Below are 20,417 nucleotides of genomic sequence, written 5' to 3' on the forward strand. Positions count from 1 at the left end.
GTGGCTGTTTAGCGGAAGGCAACATCGCGCAGGAACAGCGCAATTTGCGGGAACATGATCAGCAGAGCGGCTGCTAGAATGAGCATGAAAATAAACGGCGGCGTGCCTTTGATTACATCCCAATAGGGGCGCTTGAAAATCGCAATAGCGGTGAAAATATCGCACCCAAAGGGCGGGGTTGCCGAACCTATCGCCACCTGCAGGGTAATCAAAATACCTACCAGCACAGGATCCAGGCCCGTTGCCGCAATGGCGGGTGCGAAAATGGGCGTTAGCACTAGAATGACCACGATCGGGTCGACAAACATACAGGCCACAAAGAAGGAGATACAGATAGCAATCAATACCCCGGTCGGGCCCGCATCATTGACCCCCACCGCCTCCAGGATCATTTGCGGAATCTGAGCAAACGAGATAATCCACGAGAAGCCATTACCCACCGCCACCAGAATAAACACCACGGCAGTAATCAACCCAGTTGATTTAGCGATGGCGTAGATGTCGTTCATTTTGAGCGAACGGAAGACCACAAACTCTAGCAAAACGGCATACAGTACGCAGGCGGCGGCGGCCTCTGTAGGGCTAAAAATACCACCATAAATACCGCCCACGATAATGACCGGGAAACCTAATGGCCACAGCGCTTGTTGAACCGCTACAGCACGCTCTTTCCAGCTCGACTTTGGCTCGGTAGGCACGTCTTTTACGATGGCATAAATAACGCTGTAGGCCGAAAACATCAAAAGGATCATTACACCTGGCCCAATCCCGGCAATAAACAGCTCGCCGATAGAGGTACCCGAGATAACCCCGTAAATAATCATGCCGATACTGGGCGGAATCAAAAACGCAATATCACTGGCATTGATGATCAGCGCCAGTGTGAAAGAGTCCGAATAGCCCGCTTTAAGCATTTTAGGACGCAGCGGCGAACCGACAGCGACCACGGTGGCCTGGGTAGAACCAGATACAGCACCAAACAGCGTACATGAAGCCGCCGTGCTCACCGCTAGGCCCCCTTTAACATGACCAATAAACGACATGACCATATCAATCAATCGGTTAGCGGACTGACCGCGGGTCATGATGTCGGCGGCAAGGATAAACATGGGCACAGCAATGAGTGAGGCTGGGCGTATACCCGCCATCATCTGCTGGATCAGCGTATCCATCTGGCCGAAGCCGTTAAACATCATATAGAAGCCGATTACCGCAGCGGTAATCAGCGGAATCATCATTGGAAAGCCCAGCAGCAGCAGGGCAATCATGGTGGTGACCATTATTGTCGTCATAGCTGTTCCCCTAGGGTGCATTGCCCCGCATTAGACTTCAGTTTCCGTGTCTTTATATCCATCCACCACGCCCGTCGAGAGATAGACATCGTGGGAAGTGAAGTTTTTAACCGCGGTCAGCAAGTATTGAATACCGGTGATTAAAAAGCCCATCGGCACCCAAAGGTAGATAATCCAGATCGGTAAACCCATGGAGGGCAATACGCGACCTTTGCCATACAGATCGAGGATATAAACGATCGAATAGTAGAGCAGGAAAAACATCACTAGCGATGTGAACAGCGAGATGCAGATCATTAGCACTCTGCGCCCACCTACCGGCAGCGCATCATAGATAGCCGACATGCGAATATGACGACCATGACGGGCTGCATAGCCAATACCCGCAAAGGTAATCATAATGATCAAAATGCGGTTTAGTTCACCGGAAAACATGATGCTGTTGCCAAATACGAAGCGGGCAACCACGTTGGTGACCGTATTCAGCGCCATTAGCAAAACACCCATCGCGAGAATCACGGCTTCTATTTTGCTAATTGCAGTGTCGATCACGCCAAGTATCCCCGGCAAGCCGGAGTGGTAACTCTTTTCCATCTCTTCATCGGTCATGGCCGGACTCCTTTTGAACGGCTCTAACGGCAACAGTTACCTGCCGTAGGCACAATAAACACAGCGTTATTCCATCCTATGTAATCCGAACCTATCTGGTCCGAACTCAGCTCGTGCCAAGGCGAGGAGTTAACTCTAGCGTAACGGCATGCCGCTGCCGATGGTTCAACGCTAGATGTACGTAACCCGACGGTAACGTGGTAAAAACCTACCCCGAGTAGCCTCTGCCTTATCGCCACAAAATAAAAAGGGGCAGCCTATGCTGCCCCTTGATTAATCAACCGTTCGCCAATACGGCTTTGAGGATGATTACTCGTTGGTTACGGCTTCAAGGTCAGCTTTAAACTGCTCAAGTAGCTCTGCACCACCTTCACCGGTCATTTCCAGGAAGGCCTCTTCAACCTGCGGAGCACGATCACGGAAAGCTTGAATTTGCTCTTCGTCGAGACGTGTCACCGTCACTTCATCAGACGCTTCCTGAATCTTCGCTAGCGACTCTTCAGCCAAGCCTTTGATATGTTCAATAGTGTGGTCATACGCCGCTTGCGAGGCTTCCTGCACTAGCTCTTGATCTTCTTCAGGCAAACCTTCGTAGAAGTCCTGGTTGGCCATCATCGCTGTGGTGAACCAGCCGTGACCGGTAAACGTCAGGTGCGGAGACACTTCGTACAAACCGCCAGACTCGATCCAGAAAATCGGGTTCTCTTGACCATCGATGATACCGGTTTGCAGACCACCGTAGACTTCACCCCACGGCAACGGCGTAGGCGTTGCCCCAAAGGCGTCGTAGGTCTCCGACAGCAGCGGGTTGGTCATGGTACGGATTTTCTTATTATTCATATCTTCCGGCGAGCTAATCGGCTCGTCGGTGGTCACGACCATTTCGCCTTCCGGATACATCTTCAGCAGCTCTAAACCTTGCTCGGCATAAAGCTCCGGGAACATCTCGTTGATAGCCTTACTTTCATCGAAGAACGTTAGTACGGTCTCTTCGTCGGTCGGCAGCAGGTAAGGAATAAAGAAGATTTGTGCTTCAGGAATGAGCGCACCGGTAAAGCCAGGCGACTGGTTCACAAACTGAAGAATACCGTTCTGAGTCTGCTCCATGATGTCATCAGACTCGCCCAGCTCACCAAAGCGGTAAACCTGAACCGTGTGATCGGAGTTCTCTTCGATATGCTCTTTAAAAGCATAGGCAAAGACATCCTGTACGTCGCCTTCATACTCTTCATGAGCGTAGCGCCAGTTGTCCGCTTGCGCGACAGCGGTCATGCCCATCAATAGTGCACCCACGCTTGCCGATGTGACTAATTTGGTGGTGAAAGAACGATTAAATACGGGTTTGCTTGCCTTCATACGGTGTTCCCCTTTCAGTGGTAAGCGCGCTATATAAGTGCGCAAGAACCTAGATAATCCACGCGTATCTCAACACGACACTGTTATCCGCTATTCAGCGTTCGCTAACAGACAATGGCGCTGCTTTTATTGTGTTAGCCAACGAATAACGCTAGGTATTTTAAAATCAGCTTAAATTCAGGCTAGCGCGCTCCTTGATGAGGGTCAAGCTGACAAGTAAGCGTTTGTAGCGCCTGACATAGTGCCGGCGCGGTATTTAAGCCACTCTCCGAGTGGATATTAGGTTTGCTAAAAAACAGCTGATTTCGCAGCCATTTAGCCGAATCTTGCGGCATTTCGACGATATTAATTACACGTTGCTCATCACTATGCGCTTCTAAAACCCATTCTTGCCAACGTTGAAGGTTCTCACGCTCGGCCATTAGTTCCGCCTGCTTAATGGTTTCCCGCAGCGCTGCCACAGAGTCACTAGACGCTGCCGAGGCTTTTAAATCGCGGCGTAAACCACGCAAAACTGCTGTTACACTGCTCTGCCATTGACGACGCTGCTCGCGCTGGCGAGCAGCCGCACGCGGGATCGCTTCTAAACCATATGAGTAGAGCCAGCAATGGAATAGTAGCTCGCAAACATCCAGCTTAGCCTCCTCTTGGAGCGTCAGGCAAGCAGTCTCAACACCAGGTTTGGCGTAAAGCGCCAGCGCAAATTCCCATAACGGTGCCTGCTGTAGGCGCTGCAATCGGGTAGAATCAAGCGCAATAGAATTTTGCATCGTATGACCCACTTTTTTCGGGAGAAAGCATGATCGCACTGCGCCAAGTCGCCCTGCAACGCGGCACGCAAACGCTACTCGACAATGCAGACGTTACCCTTAATAACGGGGTGAAGGCGGGTATTATCGGGGCAAACGGCGCCGGTAAATCGAGCCTGTTTAAACTGCTGCTGGGCGAGATTGCTCCTGACCAAGGTGATGTCGAGATGAGCGGTGGCCAGCGCATCGCGCATATGGCCCAGGAAGTTGACGCCCTTGATCGCCCCATTATTGAGTATGTACTTGATGGTGATGTAGCGCTACGCCAAGCAGAAGCCGAGTTGCTGGCCGCCCGCGAAGCCGGTGAAGCCCATCGTGAAGCCGAGCTGCACGGCTTGATCGAAACTCTTGATGGCTACCGCGCGGAATCGCGGGCAGCGCAACTGCTGGTTGGGCTGGGCTTTGTACAGACCGATCTCACCCGCCCACTCTCGGCGTTTTCCGGCGGCTGGCGGATGCGGGTCAACCTCGCCCGTACGCTATTTATGCCTTCTGACCTACTATTGCTGGATGAGCCCACCAACCACCTGGATCTAGACGCCCTGCTATGGCTGGAGCAGTGGCTGACCCGCTACCCGGGCACGCTGCTGCTGATTTCCCACGACCGCGACTTTTTAGATGCGGTGTGCGACCACATCGTGCATATGCACCACCAAACCCTGGAGCTTTACCGCGGCAACTACTCCCAGTTTGAGCGCACCCGCGCCGAAAAGCTCGCCTTGCAGCAAGCCGAAGCCGCCAAGCAGCAGGCCCGCCGAGAGGAGATCGAGCGCTTTATCGCCCGCTTTAAAGCCCAGGCGACAAAGGCGAAGCAGGCGCAAAGCCGAGTCAAAATGCTCGAGCGCATGGAAGATATCGCCGTCGCCCATGTGGACTCCCCTTTCCACTTCACGCTACCCGCCGCCGACAAAACCTCGCACCCTCTACTGGTGCTCGACCAGGCCACGCTTGGCTATCGCGGTAAAAAGGGCGACGGCAGTGACGACAACATTCAGTTGGACAAGGTCAACGTTACCCTGCTGCCCGGCAGTCGCATTGGCCTACTCGGCCCTAACGGGGCGGGGAAGTCGACGCTAATTAAATCACTCACCGGCGAACTCGAGCTACTTAACGGCAAGCGCGTGCCCGGCGAGCACTTGGCGATTGGCTACTTTGCTCAGCATCAGCTTGAGAGCCTGGACGTATCATCGACGCCCTTTGTGCACGTGCAGCGTCTCTCGCCTACCGCCAGCGACCAGGAGATCCGCAACTTTCTGGGCGGCTTTGGTTTTAAGGGCGACGACGCCTTCGGCACAGTCGCCAACTACTCAGGCGGTGAAAAAGCTCGCCTGGCGCTGGCGCTGGTCGCTTGGCAAAAACCCAACCTACTACTGCTCGATGAGCCCACCAACCACCTGGACTTAGAGATGCGCGAAGCGCTGACCCAGGCGCTGGCAAGCTTCGAAGGCACGGTAATTCTGGTTTCCCACGACCGTCACCTGCTGCGCGCAACGGTCGATGAGTTTTGGAAGGTGGCGGATAACCGCGTTGAGCCTTTCGACGGCGATTTAGAAGATTACCGGGTTTGGCTCAAAGCACGCCTAGAAGAGAGCCGCCGGGATTCCCGCGGTGAAAAAGCCGAGCGCCAGAACCAGCAGCCCAGCGGCGACAGCCGTGAAGCACGCAAGGCATCACGTAAAGCGGCCGCCGAGCTGCGTGAGAAGCTGCGCCCGCTCAAAAAGCAGCGTGACCAGGCGGAAAAGGCGATGGAAAAGGCCCAGCAGGAACTCGATAAGGTAGAGCAAGTGCTGGCAGACCCAGAGCTATACACCGACAGCAGCCGCAAAGCCGAACTGACTAAGACACTTGGTCAGCAAGCGGAGATTAAAGCGCGTCTGGATGAGTCAGAAAGACAGTGGCTGAGCGCCGAAGAGGCGCTGGAGACAATGGAAGCAGAGCTTCTCGCCAGCGAAGAGACGGCTAGCTAGCAAAAAACGAGTACTCCAGAACCGGGCTAGCTTTCCAACAAAAACGTCACCGGGCCATCGTTGATAAGCGCCACCTGCATATTGGCGCCAAATTCACCGGTCGCCACGTGCGGCCAGGCAACGCGGGTCTGGGTAACCAGCAAATTGAATAGCGCTTCACCGTGGGCTGGCGGAGCGGCGCTGGAGAAGCTGGGCCGTAGCCCTTTATGGGTATCCGCCGCCAGGGTGAACTGGGAGACAAGCAGCAACCCACCGTTCACCTGCTGCAGGTTGTGATTCATCTTGCCGTCTGCATCGCTGAATACCCGGTAGTGGAGGAGTTTGTGCAGCAGCTTTTCCACGCTGGCCGCGTCATCGTGTTTTTCCACCCCTACCAGAGCCAACAGCCCGTGGTCGATACTCCCGACGATGTTGCCTTCCACTTCCACGCTGGCGCGCTTAACGCGCTGAATGAGTGCCTTCACAAAGCTTCTCCGAACTGACAAACGGCCATTATAACGACCGCTTGTTAGTTTTTCCCTAGCAGCGCATTGCGGAAGTCGTCATTCAGAGGGCGCTCGCCCAGCCAGATACCAAACATGGCGCTGGCCAATTCTGCGTTACCGCCCTCAAATAGCGTTTCGCCATTGAGCGCCAGGCGCAAAGCAGCGCCGTCCCAACTCAACACATAACGATCTTGCGGCTCGACGTCCTGATAGCTTTGATTAAAAGCGTTAATATCCGCTTCTAGCTGCGAATACTCATAGTCAGTGAGGCTCTTCTTAAGGCTTTCAGTGGTGGCTTCGGCGAAGTCCGGGGCGTCGATGGCGTGAAAATAGGCAAGTTCCAGGCGCCGTGGCAGGTCATCCAACGGCTGCGGCTGCGTTTCACCTGCCGCTTGGTAATAGGCGCCCGCGTAGACAGTCCAAATCATGTAACGAAACACACCGCTACCGATAAGGCTATAGCGCTGGCCGTGCTCCTCTACCGTGCGCTCAAAAGCTTCGCCTTTCTCAGTCACACTGCTGGCCATCGCCCAATGCATTAGCAATAGGCCAGTTAACAGCAATGATATTTGTACGGCGCGCCTAGCGCCTAATAAGCATGTGGGCATAGAACCTCCTCCTGGCAGCACAACTATACATACCGTTGCGTCAAATAAAGGTTCCGTACAATATTTATTACTGCCCGTACACTATTGAATGACCCGTACTCTGTTGAATAAATAGTGCCCGCTTACCAAGCGCGGCAGAGCATTAAATCGCAGTGCGGTTCACTCAGCAGCATCTCGGTTAGCAAACTGGTGTGATGGGGCTGCCCACGACTGCCGATCATCACGAGATCGGGCGAGTGGCGTTTCATATATGCCTGCAGCACATCGCAGGGTGTGCCTTGCTCTAGCACCAACTCAACATCGGGCACCCCGTCTAACTCGCGCATCAGGCTATCGACTTCGTTACTCAACTGCTCGCGCAGTCGCTGCACTTCATGTTCACGCCAATGGGCGTAATAGGCCTGCGAACCCAGTTCACGTTCGCCGGGCAGTGTCCAGGCGTGCAGCAGGGTGAGCGCCGCTTCAGGAAAGCGGATTAGCGCCTCTTTCAAGGTATGTCGCGCCGTTAGCGAAAAATCGATAGGCACCAGGATATGTTGCCAGGGCTGGGTCGGCTGGTGAGAAGAGACCACCACAGGACATGGCGCACTGCGCAGCACGCGCATGGTGGTGGTACCCGCCAGCAGGTCTTTTTGCCCACGCTTGCGATGCATGCCCAGCACAATCAGCTCGGCGTTACGCTCATGGGCTTCGCGGACGATTTCAACGTGAGGCGAGCCGGTCACGGTTTGGATCAACGTTTTCGGTGCCTCTAGGGCGTAGTCTTCGCGTAGATCCGTCAACATAGTGGTGATGTCTTCCACTACCGCGCTCTCAACATCTAGTAGTACTCGCCTGGGTAGGTAAGGGTCCAACACGTGCAGCACGTCGAGCTGAACGCCCTGGGCATAGGCCAACCGTAGCGCCCGAGCAAAAGCAGCGCGATTATCAGCGGAAAGATCGGTGGCAAACAGAATAGTGCGAGGCATGGCGAAACGCTCCTCGGCTGAGCAGCTCAGCCTTACAAGCCGTTAAGCAAACACTCTTTATCATGGTGCGCAATATCCATTCTCGCAAGCTAACTGCCACCCAAATGCTTCAAAGCAGTACACTTGATCACCACCAAGCGTGAAAATGATGCACTGGGCCGCGTCCTTTACCCACATTCAAGCGTACGCTCGCCTCAAGGGCCGCATGTAGCCACTGTTTGGCATCGCTGATGGCACTTACCGGGGCATCCGCGTCGGCATCCACGGGTAACTTCGCCAGACAGGCGGCAATCGCCGAAGATAGCGCGCAACCGGTACCGTGCAAATTGTCGGTACCGATGCGCGAGGCGGGCAACCACTCATGGCCGTTGGGGGTTGCCAGCAGATCCGGGCAAGTTTCCCCGCGCAGATGGCCGCCTTTCAGTACCACGTAAGGGGCACCTAACTGCGTTAACCCAGGCAGCATCGCCTCCATTTCATCAAGAGTAGTGGGCGATGGCGAATCAAGCAGTACCGCGGCCTCGGGCAGATTAGGCGTGATTACATCAGCAAGCGGCACCAAAATATCGCGCACTGCACGAATACCGGCGTCGTCGACCAGAATATCCCCGCTCTTGGCGACCATCACCGGGTCAAGCACGATCCAGCGTGGGCGGCGTTGACGCAGCACATCGGCGATCACCTCGGCAACTTCACGGCTGGCCACCATACCAATCTTGACTGCGTCCAGCGCTACATCATCCAGCAGGTGTTCCAACTGCTCGCGAATGGCCTGGGGCGAGACGGGATACACCGAGGCCACCCCGCAGGTGTTCTGGGCAATTACCGCGGTAATCACGTTGGTGCCGTAAACGCCGAGAGCTGAAAAGGTTTTCAGATCCCCCTGCAGCCCGGCGCCCCCCGAAGGATCGGAGCCGGCGATGGTAAGCACATTGCGAAGACGGGAATGGGTAGACATGGGGCTCCTTCACGGCAAAAACGTCACTGTGCTCCTAGGATACCCAAGCTGCGCACCTTATGCTGCCGAAACGTACATGCCAAGCACACAAAAGCCGCCCGAAGGCGGCTCGTTAGTGTGCGTCAAGCACCGGCAAACTATTGCGCGGTGTCACCTTCCGGGTTGCGGGCGTTGTAGTACGCCTGCTCGGAGATGGCGTGGTAATCCTCGACCTTCTCTTGGAACGCCTGATAGGAGTCATAGATACGCGTAGCTAATTCGCTCGATTCCGCTAACTCGGCAACCACATCTTGCGAGTGCTCACGCGCCTGGGCCAGTACGTCGTCGGGAATGCGGCGTAGCTCAACATCGTGCTCATTCACCAGAGTTTCCAGCGCATCGTTGTTCCGCGCGGTGTACTCATCCAGTACGCTCTGATTAATGTCGCTAATAGCGGTACGCAAGATCGCCTGCAAATCCGCTGGCAGCTCCGCGAAAGCTTCTTCGTTAACGATTGCCTCAAACATGACCGTCGGCTCGTGCCAGCCTGGATAGTAATAATAATCGGCGGCTTGGTGCAGGCCAAACGCCAGATCGTTGTAAGGGCCAATCCACTCTGTTGCGTCAATCGCACCAGATTGCAACGAAGTAAAGATCTCGCCGCCCGGCATGTTCACAATCGCTACACCCATACGGCTCATTACTTCGCCGCCCAGGCCCGGCATGCGCATTTTCAGTCCGTCGAGATCGTCAACCGAGTTGATCTCTTTGTTGTACCAGCCGCCCATCTGCACGCCTGAGGCACCCGCCACCATGACGTCAACGCCGAAGTCATCGTAGAGCTCGTTCCACAGCTCCATACCGCCGCCATAGCTTAGCCAGGCGTTCATCTCTTGAGCATTCATCCCAAACGGCACGGCGGCGAAGAACTGTGCGGCAGGCGCTTTGCCCTTCCAGTAGTAGGAGGCGGAGTGGCCTAGCTCAGCGGTACCGTCAGAAACAGCGTCAAACACCTCAAACCCCGGCACCAACTGGCCAGCACCGAAGACTTCAATGGTCAGACGGCCATCCGACATTTCGTCGACCAGCTGCGATAGACGCTCTGGACCCTGGCCAACACCTGGGAAATTCTTTGGCCAGGAGGTGACCATTTTCCAGCGGAACTCGTCCTCTTGCGCCTGGGCGTGATTATCGAAGCTAGAAACCACCAGCAAACTGGCGGAGAGAGCAGTCGTCATCGCGATGGCGACTGGGAGTGTTTTGGCTTTCATACAATAACCCTCTTACTTTCTATTATTACTATTATGAGTAGGGAATACCCCGCCTAGCGTAGAACGCTAGGCGGTTTGCTACAGTCCATTATTTGCTATAAGACACTAATGGCTCGTTGCTGCTTTTTAGTTAGGTTGCCACATATATTCGTTGATAACTGCGTTGATCACAGCAATGCTTTTCAACTTACCTCTTGTTGACTAGAACTGCGAGGGAAGCCAGGTTGCCAACTGCGGGAAGAAGCTAAGCATGAGCAGCATACCCAACTGCATCAGAATAAATGGGATAACGCCACGGTAAATAGCCGACGTCGACACCGACGGCGGCGCGACACCGCGCAAGTAAAAAAGCGCGAAACCAAACGGCGGCGTTAAGAACGATGTCTGCAGATTGATAGCAATCATGATGCCCAGCCAAATCGGGTCAAGCCCCATGGCAAGCAGAATTGGCCCGACAATCGGCACCACCACGAAAGTGATTTCGATAAAGTCGAGAATAAAGCCGAGCAGGAAGATCACCAGCATGACGATAATCGTTGCGCCCACCACGCCGCCAGGCATGCCCTCGAACAGCTCGGTGACCATGTGCTCACCGCCATAGGCTCGGAACACCAGCGAAAACAGCGCTGCGCCGATCAAGATCAGAAACACCATGGTGGTGACGTGAGTGGTAGAGCGCAGCACGTCTTTTAGGGTCGCCCAGTCGAGCTGACGGTAAGCCAGTGCCAGTACCAGGGCGCCAAAGGCGCCTACCGCGGAGGCTTCAGTCGGTGTGGCAAAGCCGCTTAGGATCGACCCCAACACCGCCACAATCAGCACAACGGGCGGCACCAAGCCTTTGAGCAGCAACATGCCAATCCCTGAGGTATGGCCAAGCTCGGCCATTAACTCTTCGCGGTCAGCAGCAGGGGCCATATGCGGGCGCAACCACGCCACCATGGCCACATAGATCATATACATCACGACCAGCAGTAGCCCAGGCACCAGCGCGCCCATAAACAGGTCGCCCACGGAGACCGTTTTAGGGCTGAAGATCCCCATATCCAGCTGCGCTTGCTGATACGCCGATGACAGCACGTCACCCAGCAGTACCAGGGCAATGGAGGGCGGAATAATCTGCCCTAGCGTGCCGGTGGCACAAATAGTGCCGGTCGCAAGCGACGTGCTGTAACCACGCTTTAGCATGGTGGGTAGCGACATCAACCCCATAGTGACCACCGTGGCCCCCACAATACCGGTAGAGGCAGCCATTAGCATGCCCACCAGGGTCACCGAAATACCCAAGCCACCGCGCATAGCGCCAAACAGCAGGGCCATGGCATCCAGCAGCGTCTCAGCCACTTTGGATTTTTCCAGCAACACGCCCATCAACACAAACAGTGGCACCGCCAACAGTGTTTGGTTGGTCATAATGCCGTAGAGCCGATTGGGCAAGGCGGCGAGATAGCCACTATCAAAGTTGGCATCGATACCTATTGCTTCCAGACCCAGGCCCATGCCTGCGAACAGCAGCGCCGTGCCCGCCAGTGAAAGCGCCACGGGAAAACCGAACATCAGCACAATACATATAACGGCAAATAAAATAATCGGCATGAATTCCAGCATCAAACTCGCTCCTCGAGATGATTGCCACCCGTGGCAGAAGGCACTATTCGCCCGGCCATCACGTAGCCGTTGCGCACAATCTCAATCACGCCTTGCACGATCATCAGCACGGCAAACAGCGGTATTAAGGTTTTCAGTGCGTAGACGGCCGGAATACCACCGTAGTCGGGGGAGGTTTCCAGAATGCGCCAGGAGTTGGCCACGTAGCCCAGGCTGGAAGCGATGATAAAGACCATCACGGGAATCAAAAGCGTGATAATACCCACAACATTGATTAACGCCTGGCGGCGCGGGGTCATGCCTCGATAGAAGATATCCACTCGCACGTGGCCGTCGTGGCGAAAGGTATAGGCAGCGGCAAGCATGAAGACACTAGCGTGCATGTACATCACTAGTTCTTGCATGAAAATGCTGTTGATACTGAACATATAACGAAGCAGTACAATCGCAAACTGAATCAACATCATAATGATGATCAGCCACGCAAGGGTACGCCCGAACCACTCTGAAGCGCGGTCCAGCGCACCAATAAATACAGGTAGTTGTGTTGTGTCCGACATGGAAGTGTCTCGCGTAAAACGACTAAGGGGAGTCAGCGCCCCAGACAATAGCGCATATACGCGGACAATGCAGCGCCCACAGGCGACAAAGGCGATCTTGTTGGCCTAAATACTTAGCCTAAACGCTTGAGCGAATAGCCGCTAAACAGGCCTCTGGCAGCGGAAGATTGACTGCTATCGGCAGGTGATCAGAGAACAGGTGATCCAGCACGTGTACTTCCGCGACCTCTAGCGATTGCGACAACAGAATATGATCCAGCGCATGGCGCGGTTGCCAGGAAGGATAGCTGAAAAGGGGTTTAACCGGGTGCAGGGGCAGCGACAAACTAAAACGTTCGTGAGCATGCAGCTGGTCAGGCGTGCAATTCAAGTCACCCATCACCACCACATGGTTCAGTGGCCGGATAATCTCACTTAAATAGTTAAGCTGACGGACACGACCACGGTGGCTAAGCGCCAAGTGAGCAACAAAAATATGCAGGGCATCCGGCCCCTCGCCAAAGCGGGCATGAATGGCGCCTCGGCCAGGCATTGCGCCCGGTAAGCGGTGCTCAACGACCTGACTAGGTACCAAGCGCGACAGTAACCCATTGCTGTGCTGGGCAATACGCCCCAGGTTGCGGTTTAACTGCTGAACATGGTGCGGAAATCCCGCTTTGGTAGCGAGATACTCCACTTGGTTAACGCGGCTGGAGCGAAAGCTGCCGCCATCAACTTCTTGTAGCCCAACTATGTCGAACTTACTCAGCACTTCGCCCATCATGTCCAGCCGCTGCTGACGACGCGGATGCGGCAATAAGTGCTGCCAGCTGCGCGTGAGATAGTGATGATACGCTGACGTCTGGATACCCACCTGCAGGTTAAACGTTAACAGCCGCAGATGGCCCTCTTCCAACAGCACCGGACGATGGCTACTGGGTACTGCCTCATCACGCTCTCTCGCTTCACGCAACACGGTTATTCTGCGCGCTCTGCACGCACCTGCTCGACCAGCGCATCAGCAATTTTCGGCATATTTTCCAGGCTACCGGCTGAACTCGGCGAAACAACGTAGCGACCGTCAATCAACAGCGCGGGCACACCCATCAACTTCATCTCACGCATACGGTTGTTGGCTTCATTGACATCGCTACGAACACTAAAGTCGGTCAGCGCTTTTTTGGCCTCTTCTTCGCTGACACCATAGTTAGCGAAAAAAGCGGCAATCTCATCGGACTCAGTGAGCGACTGATTTTCCTGATGGATAGCATTAAAAAAATCGGCGTGTAGCTCCTCTTCAATACCCAGCGACTCAGCCGCGTAGAAAGCGGTAGCGTGGGTATTCCAGTCGCCGCCCATGGTAGCTGGCATATGTTCTACGCTAACGTCGTCTTCCAGCGTCTCGTACCACTCATTAACCGGTGTTTGTAGCCGGTAACAGTGCGGGCACCCAAACCAGAACACTTCAGTAACTGCAATTTGCCCGTCCTCAGCGTGGGTTTCTACCGGGGACTCAAGCACTTCATAGTGCTGGCCTTCAACCACATCCTGGGCACTCACTAGCGCAGAAAAACCTAGACCGGCCATCGTAACCATTAGCGTTTTAAACATTGTCGTTTTAAACATCGTATAAATCTCTCCATGGGTAAGCGAGGACTAAGACCGTGGTTATATTAGCGGGTTCCCTCATTTCAAGCACATAGACAAATGAGGGAACCAAACGGCACAAGGAGGTATAAAATTTTGCAGCCTTAATTCAGTCCTAATACGTAATTCGCCACTGCTTCCATATCCCTGTCACTCATTTTGGAAGCAATATCGCCCATAATATTATTGGGGTCATTGGTGCGATCGCCGGACGCAAATGCCTGCAGCGTAGAAACCGTATATTGAGCATGCTGCCCGGAAAGGCCAGGATACACGGCACTGCCGATACCTACCCCGGTCGGCGTGTGACAGGCTGAACAGGCGGGGATACCCTTAGCCATATCGCCAGCACGGTAAATCTCTTCGCCGCGCGCCAATAATTCAGCGTCTTCGTCGTTGGTTTGGCCCAAGTTAGCGTCTTGTTCCGCAAAGTAGGCCGCAGCATCCCAGGCGTCTTGGTCAGAGTAGTCATCCACGATGCCCGCCATTTGAGGCACCACACGATCACCGTCGCGGATATCCATAATCTGCTTGGCCAGGTAAGACATTTGCTGCCCAGCCAGGTTAGGAAACGCGCCTGAAGGGCTAATACCCTGCTGCCCATGACAGGCGGCGCAGACTTGGGACATTTCTTGACCAGCAGATGCGTCCGCATCGGCTTGATAGTCCATTTGAGCGTGGGCAGCGCCAACGGCGCCCATGGTAATTGCCAGGCTTGCCAGTAACTTTCTCATTGCTCTTCCACTATGCCGTTTTATGTTTGACTGGTACGCACCCTGGGCGCTTCCCAGGCTCCACAAATTACCAGGGTTAGCTCCGCCAAAACGAACAACGTGTCGCGTTGGTCGCTGCCGGCTAGAGGGCGATGGTACACTAGCGCCCCAGGTCGCAGATATAAACCGCTTGCATTATAACGAATCACCCCAGCGGCGGGAATGCAAGTCCTGGTCTGCTTTAGGGGTAATTCGTCGCAGTCCTGCTCTCATTTCTCTATTATGCGTCGCTACCAAGCGTTCTACTTTACGCGCTGAAGAAGCCATAATGGGTTGATAGTGCGTTGATGATAGCGCATTGATGAGCACATTGATGATAGTGCGTTGAGTAGGCCGCTTTTATGTTCGTTTTTCAGGATTAAGTCCATGACTACCCCCCACGATAGCCCAGTCCCTCGGCTGAACTACCCGACGGCAAGTTTTATTATCAGCGCGCCTACCTTGGCTTTGTGCCCAGATGATACCGGCGCTGAAGTAGCTTTTGCCGGGCGCTCTAACGCGGGCAAATCAAGTGCTATCAACGCCTTAACACAACAAAATGCGTTGGCGCGCACGTCGCGTACACCGGGGCGCACTCAGTTGATTAACTTCTTCAGTGTCATGAACGATGAATCGCTGCGCTTGGTCGACCTGCCCGGCTACGGCTACGCCAAGGTTCCAGAATCGGTCAAGCTAGAGTGGCAAAAGCACTTAGCAGAATACCTACGCAACCGCTTTAGTCTACGCGGCTTAGTACTGCTAATGGACGTGCGCCACCCGCTCACTGAGTTCGATCAGATGATGCTTAATTATGCCGACCAGCGCGAGATGCCGGTGCATATTCTGCTGACTAAAGCGGACAAGCTTAAAAAAGGGCCCGCCAGCGCTTCGTTGCAGAAAGTTCGTTCGCGCTTGAAGGAGTGGGAAGACTTGGTCTCTGTACAGCTCTTCTCTTCGCTCAAGCGTGACGGCGTCGATACACTATCTCAGAAACTCAATCAGTGGCTATACACACCGCCTGAATGAGGCGTTTCTAAGCTCGCCTTTTCTAACATCTCAAGCACGCGGGGCAGCTCTTTAATATGAGCAATACGGTGTACCCGCGGGGGAAGTGGTTGATCTTCCAGCGCGGAAATCCACACGGCATGCATACCCAGCTGCTGGGCGGGTAATACATCTTCCTGCCATGAATCGCCTACGTGCATGGCGTGTTCGGGGGCCACGTTCAAGCGCGCAAGCGCCGTCAGAAACGGCGTGGGATCAGGTTTAGGCGCTAACAACTCGCCAGCTGCGATGGCCACTGGAAAATAGGCGGCCAATGGCTGGCGCGCCAAATGAATATTGCCATTCGTGATGGCTGCTAGCTGATAACGCTCGGTTAACACCGCCAGTAAACCGGCCGCCTCTGGGTGTGGCGTGACTTGCACGCGCAGGCGATGGAACTCATTCATCGCCGCTGCCGCCCACAACAAAGCGGCACTGCGGGTCAGGCCTTCCGCTTCTAACTGCGCTTCCAGGGCGCGCATACGCAGCCAAGTAAAGTCACCGCGCCGTTCGGGCACCTCTTTGGCTAACTGTTGACGACGCTGAAGGTAATCCTCCCGGCCGCCTTCTTGGGTCAATGTTAGGGCTGGTTCCTGGCGTGCCGCTCGCCAAGCCTCAAGCGCCTCCAATAGCCAGCGGTAGTGCCCCTCTTCGGTACGCGCCATCACGCCATGGTTGTCCCACAGCGTGTCGTCTAAATCGAAGGTAATGGCCTTCAATTTTGTCATGGTTTGCTCCTGGGGCTATTGGTTTCTGTTTTCGCCGTTTCTGGGACTGGGGCTTCTTTTAGCCCGGGGATGCGCCGCATCGTAGCTGGTTGCAAGATGCTGCCAGTCAAGCCGGGTATAGATTTGCGTGGTCGACAGGTTAGCGTGGCCCAACAGTTCCTGCACCGCGCGCAGATCCTGGCTCGACTCAAGCAGGTGGCTAGCAAAGGAGTGGCGCAAACGGTGCGGGTGCAAGTGCTCCGGCAAGCCGCGGGCAATCGACAGCTGCGCTAAGCGTTTTTGAATGGCCCGATGGCCTAGACGCGTGCCACGCTGCCCCACAAACAGCGCCAATTCATCCACCGATGCGAGCGCGGAGCGACAGCCCAGCCACTCCACCAGCGCTTGCTGGGCGCGCCGCCCTACCGGCACTTGACGTGGTTTACCGCCTTTGCCGATCACCCTTACCCGGCTGTTTTGCAAATCGCCAAGCTCAAGGGCCGCAAGCTCTGCCAGACGCAGGCCGCTGGAGTAAAACAGCTCAAGGATAGCCTGGTCCCGCACGCCTAGCGGCGAGCCGTCGTGAGGGGTATCGAGAAAGCGCGCCAGGGCGTCAACATCCACTGGACGAGGCAAATGGCTCGGCTGTTTGGGCGTACGCAACAACCCCACCGGGTTATCGGCCAGCACTCCCTGTTTCACCAAATAATCAGCAAATTTGGAAAGCGCCGCCCGTCGCCGGGCAAGGCTTCTTGGCGCTAAGCCCCGGCTGCGCTCCGACCCTAAAAACGCCCGCAGCAGCGCGGTATCTAACGCCGCGGGGTCCGTCACCTCGCGGCGCTCGGTAAAGGCACACAGCGCGGCCAGATCATGCCGATAGGCCTCCACCGTTGCTGGGCTTGCATGGGACGCCAGCGCGGCTAGAAAGCCGTCAATGTGCTTGGCAACCGACACTTCACCCAAGGGAGCCTCAACCATGATCACCCAGGCGCACCAGTAGCCGTGCCACGATATCGCCCAAGTACTCGGTGAAGAGTGTGTCCATGCTGGCTCGATAGGCATCCGGGCTGGGGCTTGCCAGCAATAGATACCCGAGCGGGTCGCCTGCGGATAGGCGAGAAATCGCACAGGAGCCCGCTTTACGCGGCGCTTTAACGTGAGGCAGCAGGCACTTCCAATCGCTAACGCTAAGCTTAACGCAGCGGCTGGTGCGGCCATCCAACAGCGCTGCCAGCCGAGCGCTGGCGTGTTGATCCAACACATGGCGCGGAGGCTGAGGCGGTGTTGGCTCACTGTCGCTTAATGTGGCCGGGCACCATAGCGCCATGGCCGGCGTTTCAAAGCGCTCGCTGAGCTGGGTAGCCAACGCTTGCGCCAGCGCATCGCGGTCTTGCGCTTCCACCAGCGCAATCAGCGTTTCGCGCAACCGACGGTATTGGGACTCGTTATGGCGAGCGGTTTCCAGCAAGTGCTCCAAGCGGCCTTCTGCGTTTTCAGCGCGCTTGCGTAGATCAAAGACCAAGCGTTCCAGCAGCGATACCGCCCCGTCGATATGCGGGTGGGGCACCTGCAATTGCTGCAGAAGCCCTTCGCGACCGACGAAAAAATCGGGATGACGCGCCAGCCAGAACGCCACTTGATCAGGATCGAGCGTTTTGCGGGGTTCGGGGGCTTGTGACATCGCCGTTCTCCTCGAATTAATTAATGGCTACGCGGCCATCGAAGACGCGTGTAGCCGGTCCCACCATCGTTAGCGCCCCTTCAGGATCAGGCCACTCAATGCTGAGTTCTCCACCGGGCAAATGAACCTTCACGGGACTTTTCAGCAGCCCCTGACGGATACCGCTGGCCACGGCGGCGCAAGCACCGGTACCGCAAGCCAGCGTTTCGCCACTGCCGCGCTCATACACGCGCAGACGGATTTCGCTGGGCGAGACGACCTGCATAAAGCCCACGTTAACACGCTTGGGAAAACGAGGATGCGCCTCCACCAACGGCCCCAGGCGCTCGACCGGCGCAGTGTCCACATTGTCGACCTGAATCACCGCATGAGGATTACCCATGGAAACCACACCGATCTGTAGTGTTTCATCGCCCACTTCTAAGCGGTGCAGTGGTTGGTCCCCTGGAGCATCGAACGGCAGCGCCAAAGGACTAAACCGCGGGCGGCCCATATCCACACGCACCATGCCGTCGTGCTGCACGGTCAGCACCAAGGGTCCGCCTGCAGTTTCCACATGGATTTCATGCTTATGAGTCAGCCGCTGATCACGCACAAAACGGGCAAAACAGCGCGCCCCGTTGCCACAGTTTTCCACTTCACTGCCATCGGCGTTGTAAATGCGGTAGCGAAAATCCATTTCCGGATCACGGGGCGGCTCCACGACCAACAGCTGGTCGAAGCCTATGCCAAAGCGCCGGTCCGCCAGAGCGCGGATTTGCGCTTCATCCAGCCGGGCACGCTGAGTGACTAGATCCACCATGACAAAGTCATTGCCTAGACCATGCATTTTGGTGAAGTGTAAAAGCATCAGCGCTCCCCTTCGGGCAGCAGCGCCTCACCCGCCCACAGGCTGGCGACAGTTTCCCGTGCACGTACCACGTAGCAGTTGTCGCCATCGACCATTAACTCGGCGGCGCGAGGGCGGCTGTTATAGTTCGACGCCATGACAAAGCCGTAAGCCCCCGCCGAACGCACCGCCAGCAGGTCGCCTTCGGCAATTGCCAGCTCGCGCTCTTTGCCCAGAAAATCACCCGTTTCGCATACCGGGCCAACCACATCGTAAAGGGCGCTTTCGCGCACTTCGCGGGTATCGACGGGCACAATCGCCTGCCACGCCTGATACAGCGCCGGGCGAATCAAGTCGTTCATGGCGGCATCGACAATGGCGAAGTTTTTGGTTTCGCCGGGCTTGAGAAACTCTACCCGAGTGAGCATGACACCGGCATTGGCGGCGATGGAACGGCCGGGCTCAAACAACAGTGTCAGCGCTTCGCCACCTTCCCAGCGCGATAACCGTGCCAACAGCTGGCTCGCGTAATCGAACGGCTGGGGCGGTTTTTCATCGCGGTAAGGCACACCCAAACCGCCGCCTAAATCGAGATGTTCTATTTCGATGCCGCGTTCACGCAGGCGCTCCATGAGTATCAACAAGCGATCAAGGGCATCCAGAAAGGGTGCCGTTTCAGTAAGCTGAGAACCAATGTGACAATCGAGCCCCTTCACCTTCAAATTAGGCAGGCTCGCGGCTAGTTCGTAAACATCCAGCGCTTCATCTACCGGAATGCCGAACTTGTTGTCTTTCAAACCGGTAGAGATATACGGGTGGGTGCCCGCGTCCACATCCGGGTTCACTCGTAGCGAGACCGGCGCGATTTTTCCCAGCTCACCGGCAACGCGGTTCAAGCGCTCAAGCTCCGGGCGCGATTCAACGTTAAAGCACTTAATGCCCACTTCCAGCGCTCGGGCCATTTCGTGAGCTTGCTTGGCCACGCCAGAAAATACCACCTTGGCCGGGTCACCACCGGCTTTAAGCACGCGTTCAAGTTCGCCGATAGAGACAATATCAAACCCCGCGCCGAGCTTGGCCAAAAGGCCCAGTACTGCCAGGTTGGAATTCGCCTTCACCGCATAACAAATCAGGTGCGGGTGGCCACCCAGCGCTTCAGTGTAAGCGCGAAAGTGACGCTCAAAGGTCGCTTTTGAATAAACGTAGCAAGGCGTGCCGTGCTCGTCGGCAATCCGCGACAGCGGCACGTCTTCGGCATACAGCACGCCATCGCGGTAATTAAAATGATCCATAATGCTCTCCCCTTCTCCT

21 protein-coding genes are annotated in these 20,417 nt (G+C 55.6%); 2 read left to right on the plus strand and 19 right to left on the minus strand.

Annotated elements, in window-relative coordinates:
• Positions 1–8: 8 nt before the first annotated feature.
• From ACXUPB_RS20545 to ACXUPB_RS20560, 4 genes are all read right to left on the minus strand, one after another.
• Complete coding sequence (locus tag ACXUPB_RS20545) at positions 9–1,292, minus strand: TRAP transporter large permease (protein WP_472954468.1); 1,284 nt, start codon at positions 1,290–1,292, stop codon at positions 9–11.
• Between the two features lie 30 nt (positions 1,293–1,322).
• Entirely contained in the window at positions 1,323–1,901 is a 579-nt protein-coding gene (locus tag ACXUPB_RS20550; RefSeq protein ID WP_472954471.1) for a TRAP transporter small permease, read from the minus strand.
• A gap of 309 nt (positions 1,902–2,210) precedes the next feature.
• Positions 2,211–3,257: a TRAP transporter substrate-binding protein gene (locus tag ACXUPB_RS20555; protein ID WP_472954473.1), complete on the minus strand. Its 1,047-nt coding sequence runs from the start codon at positions 3,255–3,257 to the stop codon at positions 2,211–2,213.
• A gap of 182 nt (positions 3,258–3,439) precedes the next feature.
• Complete coding sequence (locus ACXUPB_RS20560; protein WP_472954474.1) at positions 3,440–4,027, minus strand: TIGR02444 family protein; 588 nt, start codon at positions 4,025–4,027, stop codon at positions 3,440–3,442.
• Positions 4,028–4,056: 29 nt separating this feature from the next.
• Here ACXUPB_RS20560 and ACXUPB_RS20565 point away from each other — a divergent pair, with 29 nt between their 5' ends.
• Positions 4,057–6,033, plus strand: a complete 1,977-nt coding sequence (locus ACXUPB_RS20565; RefSeq protein ID WP_472954476.1) for an ATP-binding cassette domain-containing protein — start codon at positions 4,057–4,059, stop codon at positions 6,031–6,033.
• Between the two features lie 26 nt (positions 6,034–6,059).
• Here ACXUPB_RS20565 and dtd read toward each other — a convergent pair whose 3' ends face one another.
• From dtd to ACXUPB_RS20615, 10 genes are all read right to left on the minus strand, one after another.
• Positions 6,060–6,497, minus strand: coding sequence for a D-aminoacyl-tRNA deacylase (gene dtd / locus ACXUPB_RS20570; protein WP_472954477.1), 438 nt, complete (start codon positions 6,495–6,497; stop codon positions 6,060–6,062).
• A 44-nt stretch (positions 6,498–6,541) separates the two neighbouring features.
• Positions 6,542–7,126: a chalcone isomerase family protein gene (locus tag ACXUPB_RS20575; protein ID WP_472954479.1), complete on the minus strand. Its 585-nt coding sequence runs from the start codon at positions 7,124–7,126 to the stop codon at positions 6,542–6,544.
• Between the two features lie 122 nt (positions 7,127–7,248).
• Complete coding sequence (locus ACXUPB_RS20580) at positions 7,249–8,094, minus strand: universal stress protein (protein ID WP_179915035.1); 846 nt, start codon at positions 8,092–8,094, stop codon at positions 7,249–7,251.
• Between the two features lie 127 nt (positions 8,095–8,221).
• Positions 8,222–9,052 carry a bifunctional hydroxymethylpyrimidine kinase/phosphomethylpyrimidine kinase gene (gene thiD, locus ACXUPB_RS20585; protein ID WP_472954480.1) on the minus strand — a complete coding sequence of 277 codons (831 nt, stop codon included), beginning with the start codon at positions 9,050–9,052 and terminating at the stop codon, positions 8,222–8,224.
• A gap of 137 nt (positions 9,053–9,189) precedes the next feature.
• On the minus strand, positions 9,190–10,302 hold the full coding sequence (locus tag ACXUPB_RS20590) for a TRAP transporter substrate-binding protein (protein ID WP_035554970.1): 1,113 nt from the start codon (positions 10,300–10,302) through the stop codon (positions 9,190–9,192).
• A 201-nt stretch (positions 10,303–10,503) separates the two neighbouring features.
• Entirely contained in the window at positions 10,504–11,907 is a 1,404-nt protein-coding gene (locus tag ACXUPB_RS20595) for a TRAP transporter large permease (protein WP_472954482.1), read from the minus strand.
• Positions 11,907–12,467, minus strand: coding sequence for a TRAP transporter small permease subunit (locus ACXUPB_RS20600; protein ID WP_472954483.1), 561 nt, complete (start codon positions 12,465–12,467; stop codon positions 11,907–11,909). The genes ACXUPB_RS20595 and ACXUPB_RS20600 overlap by 1 nt, the downstream gene beginning before the upstream one ends.
• Before the next feature lie 118 nt (positions 12,468–12,585).
• Positions 12,586–13,422: an endonuclease/exonuclease/phosphatase family protein gene (locus ACXUPB_RS20605; protein WP_472954485.1), complete on the minus strand. Its 837-nt coding sequence runs from the start codon at positions 13,420–13,422 to the stop codon at positions 12,586–12,588.
• A gap of 2 nt (positions 13,423–13,424) precedes the next feature.
• Positions 13,425–14,057, minus strand: a complete 633-nt coding sequence (locus ACXUPB_RS20610) for a thiol:disulfide interchange protein DsbA/DsbL (RefSeq protein ID WP_472956772.1) — start codon at positions 14,055–14,057, stop codon at positions 13,425–13,427.
• 140 nt (positions 14,058–14,197) lie between these two features.
• On the minus strand, positions 14,198–14,827 hold the full coding sequence (locus ACXUPB_RS20615) for a c-type cytochrome (RefSeq protein WP_472954486.1): 630 nt from the start codon (positions 14,825–14,827) through the stop codon (positions 14,198–14,200).
• Positions 14,828–15,232: 405 nt separating this feature from the next.
• Between ACXUPB_RS20615 and yihA the strand changes: the two genes are divergently transcribed.
• Positions 15,233–15,871, plus strand: coding sequence for a ribosome biogenesis GTP-binding protein YihA/YsxC (gene yihA, locus ACXUPB_RS20620; protein WP_008956511.1), 639 nt, complete (start codon positions 15,233–15,235; stop codon positions 15,869–15,871).
• Here yihA and ACXUPB_RS20625 read toward each other — a convergent pair.
• Genes ACXUPB_RS20625 through lysA form a run of 5 tightly spaced genes read right to left on the minus strand, consistent with a single transcriptional unit; the run spans position 15,844 to position 20,398 of the window.
• Positions 15,844–16,617 carry an HAD family hydrolase gene (locus ACXUPB_RS20625; RefSeq protein WP_336273440.1) on the minus strand — a complete coding sequence of 258 codons (774 nt, stop codon included), beginning with the start codon at positions 16,615–16,617 and terminating at the stop codon, positions 15,844–15,846. The two genes, yihA and ACXUPB_RS20625, sit on opposite strands and share 28 nt — an antisense overlap.
• Before the next feature lie 15 nt (positions 16,618–16,632).
• Positions 16,633–17,574 carry a tyrosine recombinase XerC gene (locus ACXUPB_RS20630; protein WP_336273439.1) on the minus strand — a complete coding sequence of 314 codons (942 nt, stop codon included), beginning with the start codon at positions 17,572–17,574 and terminating at the stop codon, positions 16,633–16,635.
• Positions 17,567–18,277, minus strand: a complete 711-nt coding sequence (locus ACXUPB_RS20635; RefSeq protein ID WP_008956508.1) for a DUF484 family protein — start codon at positions 18,275–18,277, stop codon at positions 17,567–17,569. The genes ACXUPB_RS20630 and ACXUPB_RS20635 overlap by 8 nt, the downstream gene beginning before the upstream one ends.
• A gap of 16 nt (positions 18,278–18,293) precedes the next feature.
• The gene (dapF, locus tag ACXUPB_RS20640; protein ID WP_336273438.1) at positions 18,294–19,127 is read right to left on the minus strand and encodes a diaminopimelate epimerase; all 834 of its coding nucleotides are present in this window, start codon (positions 19,125–19,127) and stop codon (positions 18,294–18,296) included.
• Positions 19,127–20,398 carry a diaminopimelate decarboxylase gene (gene lysA, locus ACXUPB_RS20645; RefSeq protein WP_472954489.1) on the minus strand — a complete coding sequence of 424 codons (1,272 nt, stop codon included), beginning with the start codon at positions 20,396–20,398 and terminating at the stop codon, positions 19,127–19,129. Before lysA ends, dapF begins: the two co-directional genes overlap by 1 nt.
• Between the last annotated feature and the right edge of the window lie 19 nt (positions 20,399–20,417).

It is taken from the genome of Vreelandella sp. DA03-1M (assembly GCF_055725665.1).

Bases quoted from the DNA above. Each gene is read 5' to 3' on its own strand.
- ACXUPB_RS20545 (WP_472954468.1), bottom strand. From the start codon at position 1,292: ATGACGACAATAATGGTCACCACCATGATTGCCCTGCTGCTGCTGGGC.
- ACXUPB_RS20550 (WP_472954471.1), bottom strand. From the start codon at position 1,901: ATGACCGATGAAGAGATGGAAAAGAGTTACCACTCCGGCTTGCCGGGG.
- ACXUPB_RS20555 (WP_472954473.1), bottom strand. From the start codon at position 3,257: ATGAAGGCAAGCAAACCCGTATTTAATCGTTCTTTCACCACCAAATTA.
- ACXUPB_RS20560 (WP_472954474.1), bottom strand. From the start codon at position 4,027: ATGCAAAATTCTATTGCGCTTGATTCTACCCGATTGCAGCGCCTACAG.
- ACXUPB_RS20565 (WP_472954476.1), top strand. From the start codon at position 4,057: ATGATCGCACTGCGCCAAGTCGCCCTGCAACGCGGCACGCAAACGCTA.
- ACXUPB_RS20575 (WP_472954479.1), bottom strand. From the start codon at position 7,126: ATGCCCACATGCTTATTAGGCGCTAGGCGCGCCGTACAAATATCATTG.
- ACXUPB_RS20580 (WP_179915035.1), bottom strand. From the start codon at position 8,094: ATGCCTCGCACTATTCTGTTTGCCACCGATCTTTCCGCTGATAATCGC.
- thiD (WP_472954480.1), bottom strand. From the start codon at position 9,052: ATGTCTACCCATTCCCGTCTTCGCAATGTGCTTACCATCGCCGGCTCC.
- ACXUPB_RS20590 (WP_035554970.1), bottom strand. From the start codon at position 10,302: ATGAAAGCCAAAACACTCCCAGTCGCCATCGCGATGACGACTGCTCTC.
- ACXUPB_RS20595 (WP_472954482.1), bottom strand. From the start codon at position 11,907: ATGCTGGAATTCATGCCGATTATTTTATTTGCCGTTATATGTATTGTG.
- ACXUPB_RS20600 (WP_472954483.1), bottom strand. From the start codon at position 12,467: ATGTCGGACACAACACAACTACCTGTATTTATTGGTGCGCTGGACCGC.
- ACXUPB_RS20610 (WP_472956772.1), bottom strand. From the start codon at position 14,057: ATGTTTAAAACGCTAATGGTTACGATGGCCGGTCTAGGTTTTTCTGCG.
- ACXUPB_RS20615 (WP_472954486.1), bottom strand. From the start codon at position 14,827: ATGAGAAAGTTACTGGCAAGCCTGGCAATTACCATGGGCGCCGTTGGC.
- yihA (WP_008956511.1), top strand. From the start codon at position 15,233: ATGACTACCCCCCACGATAGCCCAGTCCCTCGGCTGAACTACCCGACG.
- ACXUPB_RS20625 (WP_336273440.1), bottom strand. From the start codon at position 16,617: ATGACAAAATTGAAGGCCATTACCTTCGATTTAGACGACACGCTGTGG.
- ACXUPB_RS20630 (WP_336273439.1), bottom strand. From the start codon at position 17,574: ATGGTTGAGGCTCCCTTGGGTGAAGTGTCGGTTGCCAAGCACATTGAC.
- ACXUPB_RS20635 (WP_008956508.1), bottom strand. From the start codon at position 18,277: ATGTCACAAGCCCCCGAACCCCGCAAAACGCTCGATCCTGATCAAGTG.
- dapF (WP_336273438.1), bottom strand. From the start codon at position 19,127: ATGCTTTTACACTTCACCAAAATGCATGGTCTAGGCAATGACTTTGTC.
- lysA (WP_472954489.1), bottom strand. From the start codon at position 20,398: ATGGATCATTTTAATTACCGCGATGGCGTGCTGTATGCCGAAGACGTG.